We start from the raw sequence: 24,925 nt of genomic DNA, 5'->3' as shown, positions 1-24,925 counted from the left end.
GGCGGCGGCCAGGTTGGCCCAGGTGGTGTCGCCGCCGTAGGGCGGGACGGTCTCGGCGCGCAGGATCGTCGCGGCCGGCGGGTCGATCCGGGCGCCGTGGTCGCAGTGCCAGCCGCGGAGCAGGGTGTGCCGGCGGCGGCGCAGCCACTCCTCGTGCTCCATGCCGAACCGGCCGCCCAGCTCCAGCCGGTCCGCGGTCGTCTCGACCTCGGGGTGGTCCGCGGGTGAGGCGCCGCCCCGCCGGCCGAGGACGACCGGCTCGCCGAACCGCCGGGCGAAGGCGACGTGCCCGGCGTGGTCCAGCTCCTGCCCGCGGAAGAACACCACCTTCCAGGTCAGCACGGCCTGCCGGATCAGGGCCACCACGGCGTCGTCGAGCGGTCGGGAGAGGTCGACGCCGGTGATGTCGGCCCCGATGTGCCCGGCCGCCGGCCGCACCGCCACGCCCGCGGCCTGCGCCGTCCCGTCCTGAGTGGCCCTGTGCGTCGTCATGCGCCCTCCGCTGCTGAGTCGGTGCCGGCGGCCGGGCCCCGCGGGCAGCGGTGCGCTACGGCTCCTCGATGCGTTCCCGCTGATTCTGCCCGTGCTCCCGCCCGGTGCCGTGCTGCGGTGCGGCGAGGCTGCCGAGGATGTCCAGCAGTTCGGCGCCGCGGCTGCCGGGCTCGGCGTGGAAGACGACCAGGGTGAGTCCGCCGGCGCCCTCCACGGAGAACTTGTTCGAGTGCAGGTCGAGGTCGCCGACCTGGGGATGGGTGAGGTGGCTGACCCGGCCGCGCCGGGGCCGTACCTCGTGCCGGGCCCACAGCGTGCGGAAGCGTTCGCTGCGCAGGGACAGCTCGCCGACCAGGTCGCGCAGCCGGGGGTCGCCGGCGTCCGCTCCGGCCTCCGACCTGAGGGCGGCGACTCCCTCGGCGGTGAGGTCCTCCCAGTCGCGGCGCAGCTCCCGTTCGGCGGGGTCGAGGAGGACGGCCCGCAGCAGGTTCACGCCGGGCCGGTAGTTCGGGCTGACGGCGGCGGCGAGGGCGTTGGCGGCCAGGCAGTCGGTGTAGCGGTTCTGGACGTAGGCGGGGTTGCGCGGCCAGCCGTCGATGAGCTGGCGGATGCTCGCCGGGACGTGCTGGGTACGGCGGCCGGACCGGGCGCCGGCGGCGGGCCGGTCCTGGGCGAGGCCCACGAGGTGGGCCGTGGCGTCGGCGTCCAGCCGCAGCACCCGGGCGACGGCCTCGAGGACCTGCACGGACGGGTTGCGGTCGCGGCCCTGTTCCAGCCGCAGGTAGTAGTCGGAGCTGATGCCGGCCAGCAGGGCGACCTCCTCGCGGCGCAGCCCCGGCACCCGGCGCAGGCCGCCGCCGGGCAGCCCCACGTCCTCGGGACGCACCCGGGCCCGGCGGGCGCGCAGGAACTCGCCGAGCGCGTTCGATCCGTCCATGTCACCACCGTACGGCCGCCCGGTCCGCGGTGACTGGCCCTGTCGGTACCAGGATCATCCGGGCCCTGCCACGGGCGGCGCGGACGGCGCAGGGTGGAGAGCGAGGCTCCGGAAGGATCCGGGGCCCGGACTTGTCGAGAGGAACGACATGACTGCACAGCTCGGCGGCACCGTCAGCCCGGCCGGCGGCCTGACCCTGACCCGGGTCGGCTACGGCGCGATGCAGCTGGCGGGGCCGCACGTCTTCGGCCCGCCGAAGGACCGTGACCGGGCCGTGGCGGTGCTCCGCGCGGTGGTGGAGGCGGGGATCACCCACATCGACACGGCCGACTTCTACGGCCCCGTGGTCGTCAACGAGATCATCAAGGAGGCCCTGCACCCCTACCCCGGGGAACTGCACATCGTGACCAAGGTCGGTGCCCGGCGGGGAACCGACGGCAGCTGGATCATGTCGCGGCACCCCGAGGACCTGAAGGCGCAGGTGTACGACAACCTGCGGCATCTGGGTCTGGAGGCCCTGGACGTGGTCAATCTGCGGCTGGGCGATGTGGACACCCCGAACGAGGAACCCCTCGCCGAGCAGTTCGGCGCCCTCGTGGAGCTGCGCGAGCGGGGGCTGATCCGGCACCTGGGCCTGAGTTCCGTGTCCCTCGCGCAGCTGGACGAGGCCCTGGCGATCGCTCCCGTGGTGACCGTGCAGAACCTGTACAACCTGGCCAACCGGCAGGACGACGCGCTGGTGGAGCGCACGGCGGCCGAGAACATCGCGTTCGTGCCGTACTTCCCGCTCGGCGGCTTCAATCCGCTGCAGTCCGAGACGCTGGCGAAGGTCGCCGCCCGTCTGGAGGCCTCCCCGCAGCAGGTGGCGCTGGCCTGGCTGCTGCGCCGGTCGCCGAACATCGCGCTCATCCCGGGCACGTCCTCCCCGGAGCACCTGCGGGAGAACATCGCCGCCGCGGCACTGGTGCTGCCGGACGAGGCGGTCGCCGAGCTGGACGGCATCGCGGGCTGAACCGGCCCGGACCCGGGTACCCGGGGGCGCGTGAGACGCACGCACGGAAGGAGCCGGACGTGGTGGCGGAAGACCGGTTGCGGACGTACCGCGGCAAGCGCGACTTCGAGCGGACCCGTGAGCCGTCGGGGCGGGGCGCCCCGTCCGGGGAGGAGGAGCCCCGGTTCGTGGTGCAGATCCACGACGCGAGCCGGATGCACTTCGACTTCCGGCTCCAGGTCGCGGACGTCCTGAAGTCCTGGTCGGTCCCGAAGGGCCCGTCCGCCGATCCCGGGGACAAACGCCTGGCGGTGCCGACGGAGGACCATCCGCTGGAGTACGAGGAGTTCGAGGGCGTCATCCCGAAGGGCGAGTACGGCGGCGGCACGGTGATCGTGTGGGACCACGGGACCTATGAGCCGCTGAGCCACGACCGCCGGGGCCGTCCGGTGGACTTCGCCGAGTCCCTGGAGCGGGGGCACGCCACGTTCCGGCTGCACGGCGCCAAGCTGCACGGCGAGTACGCGCTCACCCGCTTCCGCGGCGGAGCCGACGAGGAGGAGTCCTGGCTGCTGGTGCGCAAGGGCGCGGCGCGGTCCGGCGGGCACGGCACCCCGGACCCCCGCCGGGCCCGCTCGGTGCGGACCGGACGCACCCTCGCCCAGGTCGCGGCGGCCGACGGCGAGGAGTGAGGGGCGGTGCCCGGGCTGCTGGACACGCTGCCCGACGGCCCGCGGCGGCTGCTGCGACCGGCCCCGCCGGGCCCCGAACTGGCCGCCTCCCCGATGCTGGCCACGCTCAGCGACCGGCGTGACTTCGGCGCGGACTGGCTGTTCGAGCGGAAGCTGGACGGCGTGCGGCTGCTGGCGGTGCGCGAGGGCGACCGGGTGCGGCTGCTGTCGCGCACGGGACAGCGGCTGGACGACACCTACCCGGAGATCGTGGCGGCGCTCGCCGCCCAGGAGTGCGCCGACTTCACCGTCGACGGCGAGGTGGTGGCGTTCACCGGGGGCCGCACCGACTTCGCGCGGCTGCAGCGGCGGATGGGGCTGACCCGGCGCCGGGACATCGAGGCGTCCGGGGTCGCGGTGACGTACTACGTCTTCGACCTGCTGCGACTGGAGGGCGCCGACACCCGGGCGCTGCCGTTGCGGCTGCGCAAGTCGCTGCTGCGGCGGGCGCTCGCCTACCGTGCCCCGCTGCGGCTGACCCCCCACCGCAACGCGGGCGGCGCCGAGTTGCTCGCCGAGGCCTGCGGCCGCGGCTGGGAGGGGCTGATCGCCAAGCGGGCCGACGGGCCGTACCGGACGCGCCGGTCCCCGGACTGGCTGAAGCTCAAGTGCGAGCAGGGGCAGGAGCTGGTGATCGGCGGGTTCACCGAACCGGCCGGAAGCCGGGTCGGGTTGGGTTGGGGGCGCTGCTGCTCGGTCACTACGAGGGCGACCGGTTGCGCTACGCCGGGAAGGTCGGCACCGGCTTCGACCGGCGGACGCTGCTGGCACTGCGCGAGCGGCTGGACGGACTGCGCCGGGACTCCTCGCCGTTCACCGGCGTGGTGCGCGAGGGCCGGGCCCGCTGGGTGGAGCCGGAGCTGGTCGCGCAGATCGCGTTCACGGAGTGGACGCGGGACGGGATGCTGCGGCACCCGCGTTTCCTCGGGCTGCGCGAGGACAAGAGGCCGCGGGACGTGGTGCGGGAGCGGCCGGGCTGAACCGCCGGCCGGCGGCGGCCCGGCGGTCGGGGGGCCGGGCGATCGGGAGCCGGGCGGTCACGGGCCGGGCGATCGGGAGCCGGGCGGTCACGGGCCGGGCGATCGGGAGCCGGGCGATCGGGAGCCGGGCGGTCAGGGGCCGGGCGATCGGGAGCCGGGCGGTCACGGGCCAGGCGGTCACGGGCCGGGCGATCGGGAGCCGGGCGGTCACGGGCCAGGCGGTCACGGGCCGGGCGGTCACGGGCCGGACAGCGGCTGTCCGGCCCGGACGCGGGACCGGCCGGGCTCAGCGCTTGTGGGCGCGCAGGGCGGCGAGCGCCCGGTCGGCGTGGGTGTTCATGCGCAGCTCACTGCGGACGACCTCCAGGACCGTGCGGTCCTCGGCGATGACGAAGGTGACGCGCTTGGTGGGGGCGAGGGAGAAGCCACGCCGGACGCCGAACCGCTCACGGACCGTGCCGTCGGCGTCGGAGAGCAGCGGCATGCCGAGGCCGTGCCGGCCGGCGAACTCCTGCTGCTTGTCGACGCTGTCGCCGCTGATCCCGACGGGGCGGGCGCCGACGGCGGCGAATTCCGCGGCGAGGTCGCGGAAGTGGCAGGCCTCCGCGGTGCAGCCGGCCGTGAGGGCGGCCGGGTAGAAGAAGAGGACCACCGGTCCGTCGGCCAGCAGGTCGGTGAGCCGGCGGGTGGTTCCGGTCTCGTCGGGCAGGGCGAAGTCCTCGGCCTTGTCCCCGGTCTCGATGCGGTCCGTCATGACCGTCCCTCCCCGCCGCGGGCGACACCGCGGGCCCACAGCACCAGGGGCAGCTGGAGGGGGAGCCGGGCGAGGGCGGCCGCCTTCAGGGGCGCGGGCCGCTCGCGCCAGTCCGCGGCCATCTGCACGTTGGCGGGAAAGACCCCGACGAAGAAGGCGGCCGTGGCCTTCGCGGCGACCGCGCGGGTCCGGGGCGCGGCCACCCCGGCCGCGAGGGCCAGCTCCACGACCCCGCTGCCGTACGTCCAGGCCCTGCGGGAGCCCGGCAGCACGCGGGGGACGATCGCGTCGAACTGGCGTGGTGCGGCGAAGTGGGCGACGCCCGCGGCGGCCAGCAGGCCGGCGAGCAGCAGGGGTGAACGTTCGGACCGGGGCACGGTTCCTCCTCTGGTGACCTGTCGCCGGATATTACTGGACGGTAGGCACTCGGGTGCACCCCTCGCCAGGCCGTGACGACGTCCACGGAGACGGGAAGGACGGCTGCGGAACGCCTCGTCCGCGGGCCGAACGGTACGGGCTGCGGCGGCACCCCGCGTCCCGGGGGACGTCCCGGGCGTTCCCCGGGACGCGGGAACGGCATTCTGACGGCCCGTCACGGCAAGGCTGGCACCGTGATCACCGCTCGTGGTCACGAGAACGACAGCCGGAGGTTTCCATGATCCGACGGACACTCAAGAGCGGCCTGCTGGCCACGGTGGCGGTGCTCGCGCTCCTGCCCACGGCGGCCGCGGCCATCCCCGCGAACACCGGCGCCCCGCGCACGGTATCCGGCGTCGCGGTCCCGCAGCACACCCACCGCACCCACCACACCGACCGCCGCGCGAACCCCGCCCGCCACGTCCACCACCGCGTCCACCTCCGCAAGCACCACACGCGCCGCACCCACCGCCTGTACCGCTACACCGTCCGGGGAACGGCGTACCGCCTCGGCATGCGGACGGCGGCGTACCGCTTCACCCCGCAGGGCACCGTGTACCGCGTCGCCGCGCGGCGCGCGCCGTACCGCTACACCGCGCCGGCCGTCGGGCGGGTCGCGACGCACAGGACCCGGCTCAACGTGCGCTCCGGGCCGGGCACCGGCTACCGGGTGGTCGGCCACCGCTCCCGGAACCGGCACGTGACGCTGATCTGCAAGACGTACGGCTCCTCGGTGTTCGGCAACCACGTCTGGTACCGGCTGCCGTGGCACCGGGGCTACGTCTCCGGCCGCTACGTGCGGCCCGACCGCGCCGTCCGCTGGTGCTGACGGCCCCGCACCGCCGTACCCCCTAGCCGCCGAAGGCCCGTTCGACGACCCCCGAACGGGCCTTCGGTATATCTGTGTTTCCCCGATCTCATACCTCCCCCGGCGTTGCTGGAGCCGCCTACCCGGGAAACCATTCCGACAACAGGGGCGAAAACAGCCCATAGTGGAACGGGAGTCGAGGGACGCACGATGCGGCACCCCCAAGAATCGACCACGCCGGACGAGCCGCTGGTGGCGGAACTGCGCGAGTTGAAGGACCGTACGGGGCTGAGCCTGGCGGCACTGGCCGCCCGCACCCCCTACAGCAAGTCCGCCTGGCACCGTTATCTGTCCGGCGGCACGCTGCCGCCCCGGCAGGCGGTGGAGGCGCTCTGCGCGCTGGCCGGCGCCGACCCGGAGGCCGTACTGACGCTGTGGGACACGGCCGAGGCGGCGGCGCCCGCGGACCCGCCCGAGGAGGCCGGCGCCCAGGGCCGGCCCCGGCTGCTCCGCCGGTTTCCGCCGTGGCTGCCGTTGTCGGCCCTGGGACTGTTCGGCGTGGCCACCACCGTGGCCGCCGCCGTCGCGCTGTCCGGGCGCCCGGCGACCGCGCCGGCCGGGCAGCCCCTGTCGGCGGTGCCGCGCTGTCACGGCCGTTCCTGCCAGGGCGAGTTGCCGGACGCCTCGGTCTGCGCCCGGGACGCGCGGACCGCCGCCACGGTCACCGCCCCGGAGTACGGCGTGCTGTTGCGCTACTCACCGGCCTGCGGGACGGCCTGGTCGGAGGTGCGGCTGCGGTCGGCGCGAGTCCGTGAGGTGTCGGTGCGCAAGGGCGAGGACGTCCTCTCGGCCGGCTATCCGGCGGACGACTCGGCCGGGAACTGCAGCCCGATGCTCTCGGCGTCCTCCCCCCGGGGCGTGGAGGCCTGTGCCGAGGTGGACCGGAAGCTGGCGTGCACCGGCCTGGACGTGGAGCCGGACGCCCAGGGCTGACCTCCGGAGCGGACCGGCCGGCGCCGCACCGGGAGGCGGATGCGGCGCCGCGGGGCGGTGGCGGTGGCGGTGGCGGTGGCGGTGGCGGTGGCGGTGGCGGTGGCGGTGGCGGCTCATCCTGCGGTGGCCAACTGCTGCTGCGTGCCGCGGGACTCGGGACGCCGGGCCGAGCGCAGGGCGGCGATGCCGATGAACACCATGGACGACACGCCGGCGAGGGCGAAGGCGGTGAAGCCCCAGTCGCCGTTGCCCTCGGCGAGCAATCGGCCGCCGAGGCACGGGCCGAAGACGGCACCTGAGATTGTCAACAATTCTATCTGCGCTCTTCCGGGCAGCCGCTCCGGCCGCTTCATCCCGTGCGGTACAGCTCGGTGAGCAGTTCGAGCACGGCCTGCAAGGCGGGATGCGGGTCGTCGCGCCACCAGGCGAGCCGCACGGCGACCGGCTCGGCGTCGCGCACCGGCCGGTAGACGATGCCGGGCCTCGGGTACTGGTTCGCGGTGGACTCGGCCGTCACGCCGATGCCGCGTCCGGCGGCGATCACGGTGAGCCAGTCGTCGACGTCGTGCGTCTCCTCGGTGGCCGGCCGGGCGTCGGGCGGCCACAGGTCGGGGGTGGCCGTGCCGGTGCGGCGGTCCACGAGAAGGGTGCGGTCGGCGAGGTCGGCGAGCCGGACCGAACGGCGCCGGGCGAACGGGTCGTCGGCGGCGAGCGCGCACAGCCGTCGCTCCAGGCCGACGATGGCGGTGTCGAAGCGCCGGTCGCCCGGCGGCCTGCGCACCACGGCGAGGTCGCAGGCGCCCTCGGCGAGCCCGGCGGAGGGCGAGTTGACGCGCACCAGGTGCAGGTCGGTGTCCGGGTGGGCCGCGGTCCAGCGCCGCTGGAAGGCGACCGTGTGCCGGCCCACCGCCGACCAGGCGTAGCCGACCCGCAGCCGGGTGTGCCCCGAGGTCGCCTCCCGGACCAGGGCGGAGACGTCCGCGAGGACCCGGCGGGCCTGCGCCACCACGCGCAGCCCGGTCGCGGTGGGGGTCACCGCCCGGGAGGTGCGGCGCAGCAGCCGTACGCCCAGAGCCTTTTCCAGGGCGGCCAGGGCGCGGGAGACGGCGGCCTGGGAGACGCCGAGGGCGATGGCGGCGTCGGTGAAGGTGCCCTCGTCGACGATGGCGACGAGGCAGCGCAGCTGCCGCAGGTCGATGTCGTGCATACGCTCATCGTATAGATCGACTGCCTCATGCATTTTGCGCAAGTACGCGCCGGGCGCACGCTGCCGGTATGCGACGAGCTCTCGAACGCCCGGCGGCGGCCGCGCCCCTGACGCCGGCCGCGCCCCTGCCGAAGGCACGACGGACGGCCGGCGTGGCCACCATGTTCGGCAGCGGGCTGTCCAACCAGACCGGCGCCGCCGTCGGCGCCCTGGCCTTCCCCGTCCTCGGTCCGCTCGGCGTCGTGGCGGTACGTCAGTACGTGGCCGCGCTCGTGCTGCTCGCCGTCGGCCGGCCGCGGCTGCGGAGCTTCACCTGGCGCCAGTGGTGGCCGGTGTTGCTGCTGGGCGCGGTGTTCGGCACGATGAACCTCAGCCTGTACAGCGCCGTCGACCGGATCGGCCTCGGCCTGGCCGTGACCCTGGAGTTCCTGGGGCCGCTGACGATCGCGCTGGCCGCATCGCGGCGCCGGCTGGACGCGGGGTGCGCGGTACTGGCCGCGGCCGGGGTCGTCGTCCTGATGCGTCCGCGCCCCTCGGCCGACTACTCCGGGATGGCGCTGGGCCTGGTCGCCGCGTGCTGCTGGGCGTCGTACATCCTGCTCAACCGCCTGGTCGGGCAGCGCCTTCCCGGGGCGCAGGGCGCCGCGGCGGCGGCCACGGTCTCGGCGCTGGCGTTCCTGCCGCCCGGAATCGCCGTCGCGCTGCGCCATCCGCCGACGGCCGGGGCGGTGCTGTGCGCCGTGACGGCGGGGCTGCTCTCCTCCGCCGTGCCCTATCTGGCCGACCTGCTGACGCTGCGCCATGTGCCCGCGCAGACGTTCGGCCTCTTCATGAGCGTCAATCCGGTACTGGCGGCGGTGGTGGGTCGGGTGGTGCTCGACCAGCACCTGGGCGGGGCCGAGTGGGCGGCCGTCGGGGCGGTGGTGGTGGCCAACGCGGCGAGCATCGCGACCACCCGGACCTGACACGCCGGCCTGACCACGGGGCGGCCGGCGCACCGGCGTCGTCCGACCGTCCCTCTGGCAAGCCGCCCCGCCGCCGGACGCCAGGTCCCCGCCGGCCGACCGATCAGCTCCGCGGCCGGCGCGCCCGCGTGTCGGCGGCCGGGGCCGGTCCCGGGGCCCGGCCGGACGGGGCGGGCGCCGCACGGGGCCCGGCCGCACGGGCGGGCGGGGCGGCGACTCCCGCGGGCCGGGCCGACGAGGCTCTCGCGCCCGGGCAGACGACAGCAGGGCCGGACCGGGGTCCCGGGGCCCGGTCGGACGACGCGGGCGCCGCACAGGGCCCGGTCGGTCGGACGGGCGCCGCACGGGCGGGCGGGGCGGCGACTCCCGCGGGCCGGGCCGACGAGGCTCTCGCGCCCAGGCAGACGGCAGCAGGGCCGGGCCGGGCCGGGCCGGGTCCCGGGGCCTGGTCGGACGGGGCGGGCTCTGCCGACGGGCCGGGCGGACGAGGCCCTGCAACGCGTGGCCGGGCAGTCGGCGGCCGGGCCGGGGCGGCCTCTGCCCGGGCGGGCCGGGTCCGGATGGGCGGGCCCGCCGAACGGCGTGCCGCAGGGCACGCCGGGCCGACCGACGGCCAGGCCCTCACGGGCAGATCCGCCGCCGGTGTGTCTCAGACGTGCCGGGTCGGCGACCACGCGGCCCGACCGACGGGTCCACGACATGGCGGGCCCGGCAGCCCACCGGACCCGGCGGACGAGTTCGCCGGCCGCATGCTTCATGGCCCCGGCCCCGCGGACCACGCCCCCCGCGAGCAGGCCCACCCGCCGGCCCACCCACGACACACCCCGCCGGCACCCCACCTGGCCCGGCAGACGAGTTCACCGGGCCGCGTGGTTCAGGGCACGCCGGGCCGGCGGGCGACTGGCCCCGGCGGGCGGCGGGGGCCCGGGGCGCGGTGCCGTTCTCCTTCGTGGGGCGGGCCCGTTCAGGGGAACCGGGCGGTGAAGGGGCGTGAGGGTGGGGGGAGCGGTCGAGACCTTCTGCCGTGACCGCCGTGACCCTGCCGCTCATCGCGCCGATGCTCGCCACCCCCGGCACGCTGCCGCCGCCGGCCCAGGACGCGCGGTGGGCGTACGAGACCAAGCAGGACGGCCAGCGGGTGATGGTCTACCTGCCCGGTGACGGCAGCGTGCTGCTGCGTGCCCGCTCCGGCGAGGACATCACCGGGGCCTATCCCGAACTGCGGCCGCTGGGCCGTGCCCTGGGCGCCGCGCCCGCCGTCCTGGACGGCGAGGTGCTGGCCCTGGACGCCCAGGGGCGGGCCGACTTCCAGCTGCTGCAGAGCCGGATGGGCCTCGCGCACGCTCCCGGCCGGGCGGCCCGCCGCGCCGCGCAGGTGCCGGTGCACCTGGTGCTGTTCGACGTGCCGTACCTGGAGGAATCCCTGGTACGGCTGCCGTACGTACGGCGGCGGGTGCGCCTGGCGGAGCTGGAGCTGGCCGGGCCGTACTGGTCGACGCCGGGCGCGGTGACCGGGCACGGCGCCGAGGCGCTGCGCGTCACCCGGGAGCACGGCCTGGAGGGCCTGGTGTGCAAACGGCTGGACTCGGTGTACGAGCCAGGGGTGCGCTCCCGCGCCTGGATCAAGATCCGGAACATGCGCGCCGAGGACGTGATCGTCGGCGGCTGGCTGCCCGGCAGGGGGCGGCTGCGCGGACTGCCCGGCGCGGTACTGGTCGGACAGCGTGACGCCGGCGGCCGGCTGCGGTACGTCGGCGGGGTCGGCACCGGCTGGAGCGAGGCGGAGCGCACGGAGCTGGCGGCGCTGCTGCGGGACACGGCGGCCGACCGGTGCCCCTTCGATCCGGCGCCCCGGGTCCCGGACGCGCACTGGGTGCTGCCCCGCCTGGTCGGCGAGGTCAGCTACAGCACCCGTACCCGGGCCGGGATGCTGCGCCAGCCGTCCTGGCTGCGGCTGCGCCCGGATCTGACGCCGCAGGAGTCCGCGGCCGACCTGCCCGAGGACTTCGGCTGAGCCCCGAAGGTCTATCGTGTGCGCATGCCGGTTCCCGAACTGATCCGAATCGTCTCCCGCGACTCACCCATGGCCCTGGCCCAAGTCGAGCGGGTCCGCGCCGAGTTGGCCGTGCTGCACCCGGGTGTGCGCACCGAGGTCGTGCCGGTGAAGACCACCGGCGACAAGTGGCTCGGCGATCTGTCCAAGGTCGAGGGCAAGGGGGCGTTCACCAAGGAGGTGGACGCCGCTCTGCTGGCCGGGGAGGCGGATCTCGCGGTGCACTGCGTCAAGGACGTGCCCGCCGACCGGCCGCTGCCCGCCGGGACGGTGTTCGCCGCGTTCCTGAAGCGGGACGACGTCCGGGACGCGCTGGTGCACCCGGGCGGGCTCACCCTGGACGAGCTGCCGGCCGGTACCCGGATCGGCACCTCCTCGGTGCGTCGCGTCGCCCAACTGGCCGCCACGCACCCGCACCTGGAGTGCGTGCCGTTCCGCGGCAACGCCAACCGCCGGCTGGAGAAGCTCGCCGCCGGCGAGGCGGACGCGCTGCTGCTGGCGGTGTCGGGGCTGGAGCGGATCGGCCGGACCGACGTGATCAGCGAGGTGCTGTCGCCGGAGGCGATGATGCCGCCGATCGGCGCGGGCATCCTGGCCCTGCAGTGCCGCGAGGACGACGCCGACCTGATCGACGCGGTCAGCGGGCTCGGCGACCCGGACACCCACCGGGAGGCTACGGCCGAGCGGATGTTCCTGCATGTGCTGCAGGGACACTGCAACAGCCCGATCGCCGGTTACGCGCGCGTGGACCGCGGCGGGGAACTGTCCCTGCGGGCCTGTGTCTTCACCCCGGACGGCAAGACCCGGCTGAACGCCCACGAGTGGGCGGGCCGGCTCGATCCGGCGACCCTCGGCACCTCGGTCGCGGTGGCGCTGCTGCGGCAGGGCGCCCGGGAGATCATCGACGGCATCCCGCACTGACCGGCGTCAGGCGGTGGTGCCGGGCTCCGTCTGGTCCCGCAGGAAGGCGCTGACCTGGTGGGCCAGACTGCCCTGCCCGGTGCTCGTGGGGGCGGCCGTCGCGGTCGCCTCCAGGGCGCCGATGCCGCCCGCCCACAGCCGGCGCTCGGCCCACTCCTCGTCCACCCGCAGCTGCACCTGGACGTCCACGTGGGTCAGGGCGGCCTCGGGCGCGGCGGCGTAGAGCACGGCGGTGGCCCGGCGCAGCGGGTAGACGTCGAAGCCCTCGATGAACTGCGAGTTGCGCCAGTCGATGAAGGCGCCCTCGCCGTCGGGGCCCACCCGGACGTCGATCTGGCCGTCCTCCAGGTGGATGCCGTAGTGGCGCGCGCCACGGTTCTCCACCGTCACCCGGACGCTGAAGTACGTCAGCCCGGCGGCGGCGTCGTCGCGTCCGCGTGGCGGCTCGGCGGCCTCCAGGCGGTGGACGCGGACCCGCAGACCGGCATGCTCGTCGTACTCGTGCCAGTCCCCGACCACGTTCGGCTCGTACACAGTGCCCCTCTCGACCTTCGAGAGCTGCTGTCTATCTGTGTGCTCAGCGCACTGTCAAATGAGCAGAATGCGCTGTGGCCAGCGAATTCACCCGCTTTGATCGGTGATCAAGCGCTGCCCAGGAAGAATCCGTTCGCGGCGGTCCCGGCAGGGGTGCGCGTGCGTGCCGCACATCACGTCCGCGGCAAGATCAGCGGGCGAGCCGGCCGAGCAGTGAGGAGGCCGCGGTGATGCCGAGCGCGGCGGCCACCACCAGCACCCCGAAGTCGGCGCCGAGATGTGCCGGGGTGCCGAGGAGAAGGCCGCGCAGGGCGTCGACTTGATAGCTCAGCGGGTTGACCTTGCTGACGGCCTGCAGCCAGCCCGGCATCACCGATACGGGGTAGAGGGCGTTGGAGCCGAAGAACAGGGGCATGGTGATCGCCTGGCCGAAGCCCATCAGCCGGTCGCGGCTGAGCACGACGCCCGCGATGGTCATCGACAGACAGGAGAAGAACGCCGAGGCGAGGACCACCGCGCCGGCGACACCGAGCAGCTTCAGCGGGTTCCAGGTGAGGGCGACGCCGAGCACGGCGGCGATGACGATCACGACGATCGCCTGGACCAGTGACTTCACCCCGGCGGCGAACGCCTTGCCGGTGATCAGCGCCGAGCGCGGGGTGGGGGTGACGAGGAGCTTGTTGAGGATGCCCGCGTCGCGCTCCCAGATGATCTGGATGCCGTAGAAGATGGCGATGAACATCGCGGACTGGGCGATGATGCCGGGCGCCATGTAGTCGATGTACGGGATGCCGCCGGTGGGTATCGCGCGGATACGGGTGAAGGTCTGACCGAAGATCAGCAGCCACAGGGCGGGCTGCACCGCGCGGGTGTACAGCTCGGTGCGGTCGTGGCGCAGCTTCTGCAGCTCGACGGCGCACAGGGCGACGACCCGGGCGGGCAGCAGCCGCCAGCCGGCGCGGGGCCGGGGCGGGGTGAGCAGCAGCTGCGTGCCCTCAGCCGACGCGGTGCGCGGTACGGCGGGTGCTTCGGACATCGCGGAAACCTCCTCCGGAGGGGGCGTCGAGACCACTTCCGGCGACGTCGCGGAAGACGTCCTCCAGCGTGGGCAGGATGGCGGTGCCGCGGCGCTCGGCGAGGCCCCGGCGCAGCTCGGCCGGGGTACCGAGGGCGCGGATACGGCCGCGGTGCATCAGGCCGACCCGGTCGCAGTACTGGTCGGCCTCGTCCATGTAGTGGGTGGTGACGAGGACGGTCATGCCGGTGGCGGCGCGGACGGCGTTGATGTGCTCCCAGACACCGGTGCGGGCGATCGGGTCCAGGCCGATGGTGGGCTCGTCGAGGATGAGCAGACGGGGGGCGCTGACCAGGGCCTGGGCGAGTTCGAGCCGGCGGACCATGCCGCCGGAGTAGGTGCCGGCGAGCCGGTCGGCGGCCTCGGCGAGGCCGACGGCGTCGAGGGCCTGCGCGACGCGTGCGGCCCGCTCGCGCCGGGGCACGTCGAAGACGCGGGCGAACAGGGCGACGTTCTCGCGGCCGGTGAGCCCGCTGTCGGCGGACAGCTGCTGCGGGACGTATCCGAGGAGCCGCCGGACCGCCATCCGCTCCTTCGCGGCGTCGCGGCCGAAGACACGGACCGTCCCGGCGGGCACCGGCAGGAGGGTGGTGATGCACCGGATGGCGGTGGTCTTCCCCGCCCCGTTGGGTCCGAGCAGCCCGAACACCTCCCCCTCGCGCACCCCCAGCTCGAGCCCGTCGACGGCCCGGGTGTCCCCGAAGCAGTAGGCCAGCGCGGCGCAGGTGACGGCTTCGGCGCGGTCGTCCGCGCAGCCGGCGGATTCCGTGGGAGTGCGCAACGTGTCCGCCGCGTCGGCCGGGGTGACCGAGAACCCGGTTCCGGCGGCTTCGGCGGGAGTGGCCGGAGGTCCGGTCGTGGTGGCCGGCGCGGGCGTGGGGTCGCTCGTCATGGTTCCTCCGCCTTCGGCGTGCGGCTGGGCCCGGCGTGGGCCGCGGTCACGGTTCGTCGGGGTCGTCGTGCAGGGACGCGGCCAGCCTGCGCAGGGCCGGCAGGGCCGCGCGCAGGGCCTCGCGGTCGGGCTCGGAGAGCCGGGCGACATGGCGTCCGACCAGGTCGGCGCGGCGGCGCCGCCAGTCCTCGAGCCGGCTCTCGGCGGCCCCGGTCAGCAGCAAGCGGGCGGCGCGCCGGTCGGCGGGGTCGGTCTCCCGGACCAGGTAGCCGTCCCGGGCCAGCTGGTTGACCAGCGTCGACACCGAGTTGCCCGCCAGGTGCAGCTCCCTGGCCGCGTCCGAGATGCCGACACCGGGCCGGGACTCGACCAGCCGCAGCAGCTCCACCTCGGCACCCCGCAGCCGGGGCTCTGCGAGTCCGGCGCGCAGCCGGCGCCGGACCAGCCGCTGGAGCCGTACGAGCGCGTCGGCCAGCTCCTCCGGGAAGGTCCGGGTGGCCGCCGGGGTCTTGCGCACCGCTTCGCGTTCCACTCCTGAAGATTACCTCTGTCACAGAGGTAATGCAGAGCCCGGACAGCCCGAACAGCCCGGACATCCCGGGCATCCCGGACAGCCGATATGTACGTAATTGTTTTGAGATGCCCCGAACGGGGAATGTGACCCTAAGTGCTTCGGACAGGAGGCACGTCCGTGGGACCCGGCATCGCCGGACGCCCCGGTGTCCTATCCATGGTCCGAGTGCACCTCCCACGGTGTCTGTCCATCCAGCACCTGCTGAGAGAGGTGCGCACCATGCGTGTCACCGGCAGCACGAAGCCCCATCCCCATGACGACGCCCCGGACACGGGTGAGTCCTTCGCGCGGCTCGCGCAGCTGCCCGACGGCCCCGAACGGCAGGCGCTCCGGGACGAACTGGTCGAGCTGTGGCTGCCCATGGCGGAGCGGATCGCCGTGCGGTTCCGCGGCCGGGGCGAGGCCCTGGAGGACCTGTACCAGGTGGCCGCGCTGGGCCTGGTGAAGGCCGTCGACCACTACGACCCGGACCGGGGCCGGGCCTTCGAGGCGTACGCCGTCCCCACCATCACCGGAGAGATCAAGCGCCACTTCCGCGACCACATGTGGACCCTGCACGTCCCCCGCCGGGTGCAGGACCTGCGCAACCGGGTCCGCAGCGCCGTGAAGGAGATGGCGCAGACCACTTCCGGCCGTCCCCCCACCGTCGCCGAGATCGCCGCGTTCACCCGGCTCACCGAGGACGAGGTGCGGACCGGCATGGAGGCACTGGAGTGCTTCTCGGCGCTGTCCCTCGATGCCGAGGTGGCCGGCACCGACGGCTACGCGCTCGGGGACTCACTGGGCGGGCCGGACCCGGGGTACGACCTCGTCGTGGACCGGGCGGCGGTCAAACCGTGCCTGGAGGCGCTGCCCGAGCGTGAGCGCACCATCCTCTACCTGCGGTTCTTCGGCGGGATGACCCAGAGCCGCATCGCCGAGCAGCTCGGTATCTCGCAGATGCACGTCTCCCGGCTGCTCAGCGGCTGCTTCGACCGACTCCGCGAGGAGCTGCTCGCGGAGGCCCGCTGAGTCTCACCGTCTCCCGCGGGGCCTCACTCCCCGTCTCCCGCGCGGCCTCACTCCGTGGTCCCGGGTACCTGCGTCGGCCCGTAGCGGTCCAGGGCGTCCTCCAGCTCGGCGCGGACGTCGTCCGGGATGTCGCCCCGGCGCCCCCAGATCAGGATCAGCTCCGCGATGTTGCGCAGCTTGATGTTGGTGTGCTGGGAGACTTCCTTGAGCACCTGCCAGCCCTGGTCCGGCGTCACCCTGCCGAGGGCCACCATCATGCCGATCGCCTGGTCGACGACGGCGTGGGAGGTCACGGCCTCCTTCAACTGGTCGACCTGCGCCTGAAGCTCGACGACGCGGTCCGCATCGGTTCCTCCCATGCTTCCCATCGTCCTCGGTGGCCTGCCCCCCTGCCACCGGGGGTACTCGACAGGCACCCGAGCCCCTTCCGGCCGGACACTGGTGGAAGAACGGTGGCCGCCGGGCCCCGAGAGCAGGACGCGACTGCCATGAACCAAGAGACCCCTGTCAGCGGCGGACCGAGCGCCGGAGGCGGAACGAGACGGAGGGACGTCATGTCGACGCAGTCCGTCTTCGGTGCCCCCTGCTGGGTCAGTCTGACCAGCCGCGACCTGGAGGCCACGCAGGACTTCTACACGGCCGTGCTGGGCTGGCGCTGGCGCGGTGCCAAGCTCGGTGAGCACTTCCGGATCGCGCTCGCGGACGGTGTGCCGGTCGCGGGCATCGCCGCCGTCGCCGCGATGTGGCAGATGGCGGTGGCCTGGACGCCGTACTTCGCCGTGCGGGACGCCGACGTGGCCGTGGCCCGGGCCCGGGAGCGCGGGGGTACGGCGGCCGTCGGCCCGCTGTCCTTCCCGCCCGGCAGGGCCGCCCTGCTCGCCGACCGGGACGGGGCCACCTTCGGGATCTGGCAGGGCGAGCTGGTCTCCAACTGGGAGGTGTGGCGGCGGGCGGCACCGACCTTCGTGCGGCTGCACACCCGCGACGCCTTCGACTCCGCGATCTTCTACGGCGAGATCCTCGACTGGGCGACGGGCGGTTGCGAGGTCGAGTACGCGGACGGCGAGGTGGTGCTGCGCAGTCAGGGCGACATCGTGGCGCGGATCGACTCGGGCGCGGTGGAGGCGGCCCCGGACCCGTCCGTGAGGCCGCACTGGCAGATCCACTTCTCCGTGAACGACGTGCCCGGCTGCGCCCGCGCCGCGGAGAAGCACGGCGGCAGCGTACTGAGCGAGGGCGAGGACGAGGCCATCCTGCGGGACGCCGACGGAGCCCAGTTCACGGTCACCCGCCGGACCCGCTGAGCAGCGGGGCGCCGCAGGACCCGGGACCACGGGACCTGCGGCGCCGGCGACGACGGGAACGTGGCCGGTCGGCTACTTCCCAGTCGCACGAGACCCGCGGGCCCCACGAGCCCCACGGGAACTGCGGCTCCCACCAGCCCCACCGGACCCCCGGGACTTGCGTGACTGCCGTGCGGGGGGAGAGGGGCGTGCGGGCAGCGAGGGACGCGACAGCAGGATCAGGCTGCGCGCCTCCACGCGGAGCCTGGTGCCCGCCTTGCGTTCGCGTTCATCGGGGACGCCGTCCGGGTCGGCGGTGTCGACGAGGGTCGTCCAGCGCTCGCCGAAGGAGTCGTCGGGCAGCCGGAAGTCGACCGGCTCCCAGTAGCCGTTGACGAGCAGCAGGAACGAGTCGTCGACCATGCGGCGTCCGTAGGAGTCGCGTTCGGCGATGGCGTCGCCGTTGAGGAACACCCCGACCGAGTGCGCGTCGTCGCGCTGCCAGTCCCGGTCGGTCATCTCGCGCGCGTCGGGCCTGAGCCACATCAGGTCCGCCAGCGGCTGTTCGGCGTTGGTCGCGGTCTCGCCGCGGAAGAAGCGGCGGCGGCGCAGCACCGGGTGGGCCGCGCGCAGGGCGATCAGATGCCGGGTGAAGTCCGTGAGGGCCTGCTGCTCCTGCGTCGGCTTCCAGTGGATCCAGGACAGGTCGTTGTCCTGGCAGTAGGCGTTGTTGTTGCCCCTTTGCGTGCGGCCGAGTTCGTCGCCGTGGCAGAGCATGGGGATGCCCTGCGACAGCAGCAGCGTGGCCAGCAGGTTGCGCTGCTGGCGGGCGCGGAGTTCGAGGACGGCGGGGTCGCGGGTCTCGCCCTCCGCGCCGCAGTTCCAGGACCGGTTGTGGCTCTCGCCGTCCCGGTTCTCCTCCCCGTTGGCCTCGTTGTGCTTGTCGTTGTACGACACCAGGTCGCGCAGCGTGAAACCGTCGTGCGCGGTGACGAAGTTGACGCTCGCGCGCGGCCGGCGCCGGCTGTGCTGGTAGATGTCGGAGGAGCCGGTCAGCCGGGAGGCGAACTCGCCGAGCGAACCGGGTTCGGCCCGCCAGAAGTCCCGTACGGCGTCCCGGTACTTGCCGTTCCACTCCGACCACAGCGGCGGGAAGTTGCCGACCTGGTAGCCGCCCTCCCCCACGTCCCACGGCTCGGCGATCAGCTTGACGCGGCTGATCACCGGGTCCTGCTGGATCAGGTCGAAGAACGCCGACAGCCGGTCCACCTCGTGGAACTGCCGGGCCAGGGTGGCCGCGAGGTCGAAGCGGAAGCCGTCGACGTGCATCTCGGTGACCCAGTACCGCAGCGAGTCCATGATCAGCTGCAGGACGTACGGGTGCCGCATCAGCAGGCTGTTGCCGGTGCCGGTGGTGTCGTAGTAGTGCCCCCAGTCGCCGTCGACCAGACGGTAGTAGGAGGCGTTGTCGATGCCCCGGAAGGACAGCGTGGGGCCCATCTCGTTGCCCTCGGCGGTGTGGTTGTAGACCACGTCGAGGATCACTTCGAGGCCGGCCGCGTGCAGTGCCTTCACCATCGCCTTGAACTCGTTGACCTGCTGGCCCCGGCTGCCGAAGGCGGCGTAGGCGTTGTGCGGGGCGAAGAACCCGATGGTGTTGTAGCCCCAGTAGTTGGACAGTCCGCGGTCCTGCAGGATGCCGTCCTGCACGAACTGGTGCACCGGCATCAGCTCCACCGCGGTCACGCCGAGCGAGGTGAGGTGCTCGATGACGGCGGGGTGGGCGAGGCCGGCGTAGGTGCCGCGCAGCCGCTCCGGGACCTCGGGGTGGGTGCGGGTCAGGCCGCGGACGTGCGCCTCGTAGATCACCGAGTCCGCGTACGGCGTGCGCGGCGGCCGGTCGTCGCCCCAGTCGAAGTACGGGTCGGTGACCACGCCGAGCATCGAGTGCCCGGCGCTGTCGGCCGGGGCGGGTCCGTCCGGGGCGCGCTCGTACAGGGAGGCGTGGTTGTCGATCTGGCCGTCCACGGCGCCGGCGTACGGGTCGAGCAGCAGCTTCCCCGGATTGCACCGGTGGCCGAGCGAGGGCTGCCAGGGCCCGTGCACCCGGTAGCCATAGCGCTGGCCGGGGGCGATGCCGGGCAGATAGGCGTGCCAGACGAAGCCGTCGACCTCGTACAGCGGGACGGGGGTCTCCGTGCCCGCGTCGTCGAGCAGGATCAGCTCGACACGCTCGGCGACCTCGCTGAACAGGGCGAAGTTGGTGCCCTGCCCGTCGAAGGTGGCACCCAACGGGTAGGGGTGCCCGCTCCACACGGGCACCCCTTCGCGCGTCTTGCGGGGCGTCACAGGCTGCCCTCCAGGGCGTCGTCGACAGCGGCCGCAGGGGCGGCCAGCACCGCCACGGGCTCTTCGCGCGGTACTTGCAGGCCCGTTCGCAGGGTGGGGGCGGGGGCGACGGGCACCAGGGGCACGCGCTCGCCGGAGCGGGCGCGCTGCGAGAACCAGATGATCTTGCTGCCGCTCTCGGAGGCACAGCACCCCCAGCCGTCGCTCATCGCGGCGATGTCCGCGAGACAGGCCCGCAGGTCCTGGTCCGGGCGCAGGTCGGGGTCGTCGTCCCCGAAGGCGGTGATGAGGTGCTGGCCGTTCCACCACATCTCGATCGAGGTGTGCTTGTCGGTCGCGTGCTCGTCGATCGCCCGCAGCAGCAGTTCGGCGCCGCGGCAGACGGGGTCCACGAGGTTCTCGAGGTCCCAGTAGTGGAGATGGGCGGCCAGGATGCGGCTGACCTGTCCCACCCGGTCCGGGCTGACTTCCACGTCGAGGTGGTAGTAGCAGGGCACTGCGGTCTTCATCGTCGCTTGCTCCTCACCGGCGAAGCTCTCGCTCCCCTCGCCCGTCCGGGAGGGATCCCGGATCGCCTGTCCGGGAGAGGTCCCGGACACAAAGCGTGAGCGGTTATCGCTTCAGAGTCACCTCCACGGTGAGGCCACTACGCCATTCGTGCAACACGAGCACCCGACACGCCACACGTTGTTGAAGGTCCAACAAGACGCTGGGTCGTCGTCCGTGCACCATAAGTGAAAGCCTCGATCGCCGTAACGGTGCCGCGCCCACCCCTGCGCGGCCACCACCCGACCGTCGGGAACGCGCCCAGTCGAGAGCGTGGAAGGTGAAGAGGGCCATGCTGCTCCCCGCCAAGGCCGAAGTGGCCCGGCAGTTGCGGCGTTACCGGGCGTGGGAGCGCGTGATGCTCGCCTCGCCCCACGACCGCACGGTCCGGGCCACCTTCGAGGACTCGGGTTACACGCTGTGTGTCCTGATGGGCAAACGCTGCGCCCGCGAGGCCGCGGACGCGGCGGAGCGTTATCTGCGCACCAACCTGGTCACCTACCTGCGCGAGCAGGACGGGCGGCCGCAGCCGCGCCGAGCGGCGAGAAGAGCGTCGCCACCGGAGCGGCGTTCCACGGCGCCAAGCCCCTGACCTGGCACCGTACAAGGCGTTCCCCCACGGGTCCGGCGCGGCCGGCCCGTCTCTCGGATCGCGAAGCCGGGCCGGGTGCCCGGCTTCGCGCACGGCGGAGGTGAGATCCATGCGCAGGACCCCGGCCATCGGCCGTGTACCGGTACGTGACGTCCGGCCGGCCGTGGAGTGCGGCAGGCGCCCGGCGAAAGCGGTGGCCGGGGAGACCTTTCAGGTCACGGCCACCGTGTTCCGCGAAGGGCACGACGCCGTGGGTGCCAATGTGGTCCTGCGTGATCCGAAGGGCCGCCGTGGCCCGTGGACGCCGATGCGCGAACTGTCCCCCGGCAGCGACCTCTGGGGCGCTGACGTCACGCCGGACGCGACGGGCCGCTGGACCTTCCGTGTGGAGGCGTGGAGCCATCCGCTGGCGACCTGGCGGCACACCGCGTCGGTCAAGGTGCCGGCCGGGATCGACACCGGCCTGGTGCTGGAGGAGGGCGCGGAGCTGTACGAGCGTGCCGCCGCCGGGGTGCCCAAGGGCCCGGAGCGCGCCGTCGTCCTGGCCGCCGCGCACGCCCTCGGCGACGACTCCCTGTCGGTCCACGACCGGCTGAAGGCGGCGCTGGCCCCGGAGGTGGAGTCGGTCCTGGCGCGGTATCCGCTGCGGGAGCTGGTCACCGCCTCCGATCCGATGCCGCTGCTGGTGGAGCGCGAACGGGCCCTGTACGGCTCCTGGTACGAGTTCTTCCCCCGCTCCGAGGGCACCGCCGAGCAGCCGCACGGCACCTTCCGCACCGCGGCCCGCCGGCTGGAGCCCATCGCCGCCATGGGCTTCGACGTCGTCTACCTGCCCCCCGTCCACCCCATCGGCACGACGTTCCGCAAGGGCCGCAACAACACCCTCACCCCCGGCCCGCACGACGTGGGCGTGCCCTGGGCGATCGGCTCGCCCGAGGGCGGCCACGACGCCGTCCACCCCGGCCTGGGCACCCTGGAGGACTTCGACTTCTTCGTCGCCGAGGCCCGCAGGCTGGGCCTGGAGGTGGCGCTCGACTTCGCGCTGCAGTGCTCCCCGGACCATCCGTGGGTGCACAAGCACCCGGAGTGGTTCCACCACCGCCCGGACGGGACGATCGCCTACGCGGAGAACCCGCCGAAGAAGTACCAGGACATCTACCCGATCGCCTTCGACGCGGACATGGACGGGCTGGTCGCGGAGACCGTCCGCGTGCTGCGGCACTGGATGCGGCACGGGGTGCGGATCTTCCGGGTCGACAACCCGCACACCAAACCGGTCGTGTTCTGGGAGCGGGTGATCGCCGAGATCAACCGCAAGGACCCGGACGTGATCTTCCTGGCGGAGGCGTTCACCCGGCCGGCGATGATGCACACCCTCGCCCAGATCGGTTTCCAGCAGTCGTACACGTACTTCACCTGGCGCAACACCAAGCAGGAGCTGACGGAGTACCTCAGCGAGCTGACGGGCGAGGCGGCGGCCTGGATGCGGCCGAACTTCTTCGCCAACACCCCCGACATCCTGCACGCCTACCTCCAGCACGGCGGCCGGCCCGCCTTCGAGGTCCGCGCGGTGCTGGCCGCGACCCTCTCCCCCGCCTGGGGCATCTACAGCGGCTACGAACTGTGCGAGAACACCCCCCTCCGGGAGGGCGGCGAGGAGTACCTCGACTCCGAGAAGTACCAACTCAAGCCACGCGACTGGCAGAAGGCCGAGCAGGAGGGGCGGACGATCACGCCCCTCATCACCCGCCTCAACGACATCAGGCGGCGGCACCCCGCGCTACAGCGCCTGCGCAATCTCCGCTTTCACCAGACCGACAACGATGCCGTGCTCGCCTACAGCAAGAGCACGGGAACGGACACGGTCGTCGTGGTCGTCAACCTCGACCCGCACCACACCCAGGAGGCCACGGTCTCGTTGGACATGCCGCAACTCGGCCTGGACTGGCACGCCACCCTGTCCGTGCACGACGAACTGACGGGTGAGACGTACCACTGGGGCAGGACCAACTACGTGCGTCTGACGCCCGGCAGCGCGCCGGCGCACGTGCTCCACGTCGGGCGATCGACGCCCCAGAACGGAGGGCCCGCAGCCTCATGACCGTCAACGAACCCGTACCGGACACCTTCGAGGACACACCCGCCAAGGACCGGGACCCCGAGTGGTTCAAACGCGCCGTCTTCTACGAGGTGCTCGTCCGCTCCTTCCAGGACAGCAACGGCGACGGCGTCGGCGACCTGAAGGGCCTCACCGCCAAGCTCGACTACCTGCAATGGCTCGGCGTGGACTGTCTGTGGCTGCCACCGTTTTTCAAGTCACCGCTGCGGGACGGCGGGTACGACGTCTCCGACTACACCGCCGTCCTCCCGGAGTTCGGCGACCTCGCCGACTTCGTGGAGTTCGTGGACGCCGCCCACCAGCGCGGCATGCGCGTGATCATCGACTTCGTCATGAACCACACCAGCGACCAGCACCCGTGGTTCCAGGAGTCCCGCAAGAACCCCGACGGCCCGTACGGGGACTTCTACATGTGGGCGGACGACGACAAGCAGTACGAGGACGCGCGGATCATCTTCGTCGACACCGAGGCGTCCAACTGGACCTTCGACCCCGTGCGGGGCCAGTACTACTTCCACCGCTTCTTCTCGCACCAGCCGGACCTCAACTACGAGAACCCGGCCGTGCAGGAGGAGATCCTGGCCGCCCTGCGCTTCTGGCTGGACCTGGGCATCGACGGCTACCGCCTGGACGCGGTCCCCTACCTCTACGCGGAGGAGGGCACCAACTGCGAGAACCTGCCGGCGACCCACGAGTTCCTCAAGCGGGTGCGCAGGGACATCGACGCGATGTACCCGGACACCGTGCTGCTGGCGGAGGCCAACCAGTGGCCGGAGGACGTCGTCGACTACTTCGGCGACTACGCCTCCGGCGGCGACGAGTGCCACATGGCGTTCCACTTCCCCGTGATGCCGCGCATCTTCATGGCCGTACGCCGGGAATCCCGCTACCCGGTCTCGGAGATCCTGGCCAAGACACCGGCCATCCCCGACAACTGCCAGTGGGGGATCTTCCTGCGCAACCACGACGAGCTGACCCTGGAGATGGTCACCGACGAAGAGCGCGACTACATGTGGGCCGAGTACGCGAAGGACCCGCGGATGCGCGCCAACATCGGCATCCGCCGCCGCCTCGCGCCCCTGCTCGACAACGACCGCAACCAGATCGAGCTGTTCACCGCCCTGCTGCTCTCCCTGCCCGGCTCACCGATCCTCTACTACGGCGACGAGATCGGCATGGGCGACAACATCTGGCTCGGCGACCGCGACGCGGTGCGCACGCCGATGCAGTGGACACCCGACCGCAACGCCGGCTTCTCGACGTGCGACCCGGGACGGCTCTACCTGCCCACGATCATGGACCCGGTCTACGGCTACCAGGTCACCAACGTCGAGGCCTCCATGTCCTCCCCGTCCAGCCTGCTGCACTGGACGCGCCGCATGATCGAGATCCGCAAGCAGAACCCCGCCTTCGGCCTCGGCTCGTTCACCGAACTGCAGTCCTCCAACCCGGCGGTGCTCGCCTTCCTGCGCGAGTACGGCGACGACCTGGTGCTGTGCGTGAACAACTTCTCCCGCTTCGCCCAGCCCACCGAACTGGACCTGCGGGCCTACGACGGGCGGCACCCGGTCGAGCTGATCGGCGGGGTCCGCTTCCCCGCCATCGGTGAACTGCCCTACCTGCTGACCCTGCAGGGCCACGGCTTCTACTGGTTCCGGCTCACCCGAGTCGCATCCCGCATCGGTCGCCGCCGCTGAGCAC

25 protein-coding genes and 1 pseudogene are annotated in these 24,925 nt (G+C 73.2%); 13 read left to right on the top strand and 13 right to left on the bottom strand.

The features are described from left to right. Positions 1–492 (bottom strand): TauD/TfdA family dioxygenase (locus AB0N17_RS40655; RefSeq protein WP_366016710.1); only part of this gene is annotated, 492 nt, incomplete at its 3' end. A gap of 55 nt (positions 493–547) precedes the next feature. Beyond that, the gene (locus AB0N17_RS40650) at positions 548–1,429 is read right to left on the bottom strand and encodes a helix-turn-helix transcriptional regulator (protein WP_366016709.1); all 882 of its coding nucleotides are present in this window, start codon (positions 1,427–1,429) and stop codon (positions 548–550) included. A gap of 148 nt (positions 1,430–1,577) precedes the next feature. Here AB0N17_RS40650 and AB0N17_RS40645 point away from each other — a divergent pair, with 148 nt between their 5' ends. The 3 genes and pseudogenes from AB0N17_RS40645 (at position 1,578) to ligD (ending at position 4,131) form a co-directional block, all read left to right on the top strand. Continuing rightward, a complete protein-coding gene (locus tag AB0N17_RS40645) occupies positions 1,578–2,441 on the top strand; it encodes an oxidoreductase (RefSeq protein ID WP_366016708.1) in 864 nt (287 codons plus the stop codon). A 59-nt stretch (positions 2,442–2,500) separates the two neighbouring features. Beyond that, entirely contained in the window at positions 2,501–3,112 is a 612-nt protein-coding gene (locus tag AB0N17_RS40640; RefSeq protein ID WP_366016707.1) for a DNA polymerase ligase N-terminal domain-containing protein, read from the top strand. Between the two features lie 6 nt (positions 3,113–3,118). Further along, positions 3,119–4,131, top strand: a pseudogene (gene ligD, locus AB0N17_RS40635) (non-homologous end-joining DNA ligase). A 286-nt stretch (positions 4,132–4,417) separates the two neighbouring features. Here ligD and AB0N17_RS40630 read toward each other — a convergent pair. Both AB0N17_RS40630 and AB0N17_RS40625 read right to left on the bottom strand, forming a co-directional pair. Continuing rightward, positions 4,418–4,885, bottom strand: a complete 468-nt coding sequence (locus AB0N17_RS40630; RefSeq protein ID WP_366016706.1) for a peroxiredoxin — start codon at positions 4,883–4,885, stop codon at positions 4,418–4,420. Then, positions 4,882–5,262, bottom strand: coding sequence for a hypothetical protein (locus tag AB0N17_RS40625; protein WP_366016705.1), 381 nt, complete (start codon positions 5,260–5,262; stop codon positions 4,882–4,884). The genes AB0N17_RS40630 and AB0N17_RS40625 overlap by 4 nt, the downstream gene beginning before the upstream one ends. Positions 5,263–5,540: 278 nt before the next feature. On the opposite strand from AB0N17_RS40625, the gene AB0N17_RS40620 reads away from it, so the two are divergent. Continuing rightward, the gene (locus AB0N17_RS40620) at positions 5,541–6,131 is read left to right on the top strand and encodes a hypothetical protein (RefSeq protein ID WP_366016704.1); all 591 of its coding nucleotides are present in this window, start codon (positions 5,541–5,543) and stop codon (positions 6,129–6,131) included. Between the two features lie 189 nt (positions 6,132–6,320). After that, entirely contained in the window at positions 6,321–7,103 is a 783-nt protein-coding gene (locus tag AB0N17_RS40615; protein ID WP_366016703.1) for an XRE family transcriptional regulator, read from the top strand. Between the two features lie 113 nt (positions 7,104–7,216). Here the strand turns inward: AB0N17_RS40615 and AB0N17_RS40610 are convergent, their stop codons facing one another. Further along, positions 7,217–7,411 (bottom strand): hypothetical protein, encoded by a 195-nt coding sequence (locus AB0N17_RS40610; RefSeq protein WP_366016702.1) that lies wholly within the window; start codon positions 7,409–7,411, stop codon positions 7,217–7,219. 41 nt (positions 7,412–7,452) lie between these two features. Beyond that, entirely contained in the window at positions 7,453–8,310 is an 858-nt protein-coding gene (locus tag AB0N17_RS40605) for a LysR family transcriptional regulator (protein ID WP_366016701.1), read from the bottom strand. Positions 8,311–8,471: 161 nt separating this feature from the next. Between AB0N17_RS40605 and AB0N17_RS40600 the strand changes: the two genes are divergently transcribed. The 3 genes from AB0N17_RS40600 (at position 8,472) to hemC (ending at position 12,249) form a co-directional block, all read left to right on the top strand. Beyond that, on the top strand, positions 8,472–9,275 hold the full coding sequence (locus AB0N17_RS40600; protein ID WP_366016714.1) for an EamA family transporter: 804 nt from the start codon (positions 8,472–8,474) through the stop codon (positions 9,273–9,275). A 1,033-nt stretch (positions 9,276–10,308) separates the two neighbouring features. Beyond that, positions 10,309–11,289, top strand: coding sequence for an ATP-dependent DNA ligase (locus tag AB0N17_RS40595; RefSeq protein WP_366016713.1), 981 nt, complete (start codon positions 10,309–10,311; stop codon positions 11,287–11,289). 18 nt (positions 11,290–11,307) lie between these two features. Next, positions 11,308–12,249 (top strand): hydroxymethylbilane synthase, encoded by a 942-nt coding sequence (gene hemC / locus AB0N17_RS40590; RefSeq protein WP_366016700.1) that lies wholly within the window; start codon positions 11,308–11,310, stop codon positions 12,247–12,249. A gap of 6 nt (positions 12,250–12,255) precedes the next feature. Here the strand turns inward: hemC and AB0N17_RS40585 are convergent, their stop codons facing one another. The 4 genes from AB0N17_RS40585 to AB0N17_RS40570 form a co-directional block, all read right to left on the bottom strand. Then, entirely contained in the window at positions 12,256–12,783 is a 528-nt protein-coding gene (locus tag AB0N17_RS40585; RefSeq protein WP_366016699.1) for a hypothetical protein, read from the bottom strand. 190 nt (positions 12,784–12,973) lie between these two features. Beyond that, the gene (locus AB0N17_RS40580) at positions 12,974–13,819 is read right to left on the bottom strand and encodes an ABC transporter permease (protein ID WP_366016698.1); all 846 of its coding nucleotides are present in this window, start codon (positions 13,817–13,819) and stop codon (positions 12,974–12,976) included. Further along, positions 13,779–14,750 carry an ATP-binding cassette domain-containing protein gene (locus tag AB0N17_RS40575; protein ID WP_366016697.1) on the bottom strand — a complete coding sequence of 324 codons (972 nt, stop codon included), beginning with the start codon at positions 14,748–14,750 and terminating at the stop codon, positions 13,779–13,781. The genes AB0N17_RS40580 and AB0N17_RS40575 overlap by 41 nt, the downstream gene beginning before the upstream one ends. 46 nt (positions 14,751–14,796) lie before the next feature. Continuing rightward, complete coding sequence (locus tag AB0N17_RS40570) at positions 14,797–15,282, bottom strand: MarR family transcriptional regulator (protein WP_366016696.1); 486 nt, start codon at positions 15,280–15,282, stop codon at positions 14,797–14,799. A 261-nt stretch (positions 15,283–15,543) separates the two neighbouring features. On the opposite strand from AB0N17_RS40570, the gene AB0N17_RS40565 reads away from it, so the two are divergent. Then, positions 15,544–16,335 carry an RNA polymerase sigma factor SigF gene (locus AB0N17_RS40565; protein ID WP_366016695.1) on the top strand — a complete coding sequence of 264 codons (792 nt, stop codon included), beginning with the start codon at positions 15,544–15,546 and terminating at the stop codon, positions 16,333–16,335. Between the two features lie 47 nt (positions 16,336–16,382). Here AB0N17_RS40565 and AB0N17_RS40560 read toward each other — a convergent pair whose 3' ends face one another. Further along, positions 16,383–16,694, bottom strand: coding sequence for an ANTAR domain-containing protein (locus AB0N17_RS40560; RefSeq protein WP_366016694.1), 312 nt, complete (start codon positions 16,692–16,694; stop codon positions 16,383–16,385). A gap of 195 nt (positions 16,695–16,889) precedes the next feature. Here AB0N17_RS40560 and AB0N17_RS40555 point away from each other — a divergent pair, with 195 nt between their 5' ends. Beyond that, positions 16,890–17,639, top strand: coding sequence for a VOC family protein (locus AB0N17_RS40555; RefSeq protein WP_366016693.1), 750 nt, complete (start codon positions 16,890–16,892; stop codon positions 17,637–17,639). Between the two features lie 72 nt (positions 17,640–17,711). On the opposite strand, the gene glgX is transcribed toward AB0N17_RS40555, so the two are convergent. Continuing rightward, on the bottom strand, positions 17,712–19,967 hold the full coding sequence (glgX, locus tag AB0N17_RS40550; protein WP_366016692.1) for a glycogen debranching protein GlgX: 2,256 nt from the start codon (positions 19,965–19,967) through the stop codon (positions 17,712–17,714). Next, positions 19,964–20,476, bottom strand: coding sequence for a pep a2 (locus AB0N17_RS40545; protein ID WP_366016691.1), 513 nt, complete (start codon positions 20,474–20,476; stop codon positions 19,964–19,966). Before AB0N17_RS40545 ends, glgX begins: the two co-directional genes overlap by 4 nt. Positions 20,477–20,805: 329 nt before the next feature. Here AB0N17_RS40545 and AB0N17_RS40540 point away from each other — a divergent pair, with 329 nt between their 5' ends. The 3 genes from AB0N17_RS40540 (at position 20,806) to treS (ending at position 24,921) form a co-directional block, all read left to right on the top strand. Next, on the top strand, positions 20,806–21,105 hold the full coding sequence (locus tag AB0N17_RS40540) for a DUF5133 domain-containing protein (RefSeq protein WP_366016690.1): 300 nt from the start codon (positions 20,806–20,808) through the stop codon (positions 21,103–21,105). A gap of 109 nt (positions 21,106–21,214) precedes the next feature. Then, a complete protein-coding gene (locus AB0N17_RS40535) occupies positions 21,215–23,206 on the top strand; it encodes an alpha-1,4-glucan--maltose-1-phosphate maltosyltransferase (protein WP_366016689.1) in 1,992 nt (663 codons plus the stop codon). Then, positions 23,203–24,921 (top strand): maltose alpha-D-glucosyltransferase, encoded by a 1,719-nt coding sequence (gene treS, locus AB0N17_RS40530; protein ID WP_366016688.1) that lies wholly within the window; start codon positions 23,203–23,205, stop codon positions 24,919–24,921. The genes AB0N17_RS40535 and treS overlap by 4 nt, the downstream gene beginning before the upstream one ends. Positions 24,922–24,925 lie beyond the last annotated feature (4 nt).

Source organism: Streptomyces sp. NPDC051133, from assembly GCF_040682635.1.
GTDB lineage: Bacteria > Actinomycetota > Actinomycetes > Streptomycetales > Streptomycetaceae > Streptomyces.
Note: the sequence above shows the minus strand (reverse complement) of the source record. Positions and strands in the feature narration are given on the sequence as shown.

Coding starts and splice junctions, on each gene's coding strand:
- AB0N17_RS40615 (WP_366016703.1), top strand. CDS start 6,321: ATGCGGCACCCCCAAGAATCGACCACGCCGGACGAGCCGCTGGTGGCG.
- AB0N17_RS40560 (WP_366016694.1), bottom strand. CDS start 16,694: ATGGGAGGAACCGATGCGGACCGCGTCGTCGAGCTTCAGGCGCAGGTC.
- AB0N17_RS40575 (WP_366016697.1), bottom strand. CDS start 14,750: ATGACGAGCGACCCCACGCCCGCGCCGGCCACCACGACCGGACCTCCG.
- treS (WP_366016688.1), top strand. CDS start 23,203: ATGACCGTCAACGAACCCGTACCGGACACCTTCGAGGACACACCCGCC.
- AB0N17_RS40605 (WP_366016701.1), bottom strand. CDS start 8,310: ATGCACGACATCGACCTGCGGCAGCTGCGCTGCCTCGTCGCCATCGTC.
- AB0N17_RS40650 (WP_366016709.1), bottom strand. CDS start 1,429: ATGGACGGATCGAACGCGCTCGGCGAGTTCCTGCGCGCCCGCCGGGCC.
- AB0N17_RS40565 (WP_366016695.1), top strand. CDS start 15,544: ATGCGTGTCACCGGCAGCACGAAGCCCCATCCCCATGACGACGCCCCG.
- AB0N17_RS40580 (WP_366016698.1), bottom strand. CDS start 13,819: ATGTCCGAAGCACCCGCCGTACCGCGCACCGCGTCGGCTGAGGGCACG.
- AB0N17_RS40545 (WP_366016691.1), bottom strand. CDS start 20,476: ATGAAGACCGCAGTGCCCTGCTACTACCACCTCGACGTGGAAGTCAGC.
- AB0N17_RS40645 (WP_366016708.1), top strand. CDS start 1,578: ATGACTGCACAGCTCGGCGGCACCGTCAGCCCGGCCGGCGGCCTGACC.
- AB0N17_RS40630 (WP_366016706.1), bottom strand. CDS start 4,885: ATGACGGACCGCATCGAGACCGGGGACAAGGCCGAGGACTTCGCCCTG.
- AB0N17_RS40540 (WP_366016690.1), top strand. CDS start 20,806: ATGCTGCTCCCCGCCAAGGCCGAAGTGGCCCGGCAGTTGCGGCGTTAC.
- AB0N17_RS40620 (WP_366016704.1), top strand. CDS start 5,541: ATGATCCGACGGACACTCAAGAGCGGCCTGCTGGCCACGGTGGCGGTG.
- AB0N17_RS40535 (WP_366016689.1), top strand. CDS start 21,215: ATGCGCAGGACCCCGGCCATCGGCCGTGTACCGGTACGTGACGTCCGG.
- AB0N17_RS40555 (WP_366016693.1), top strand. CDS start 16,890: ATGTCGACGCAGTCCGTCTTCGGTGCCCCCTGCTGGGTCAGTCTGACC.
- AB0N17_RS40600 (WP_366016714.1), top strand. CDS start 8,472: ATGTTCGGCAGCGGGCTGTCCAACCAGACCGGCGCCGCCGTCGGCGCC.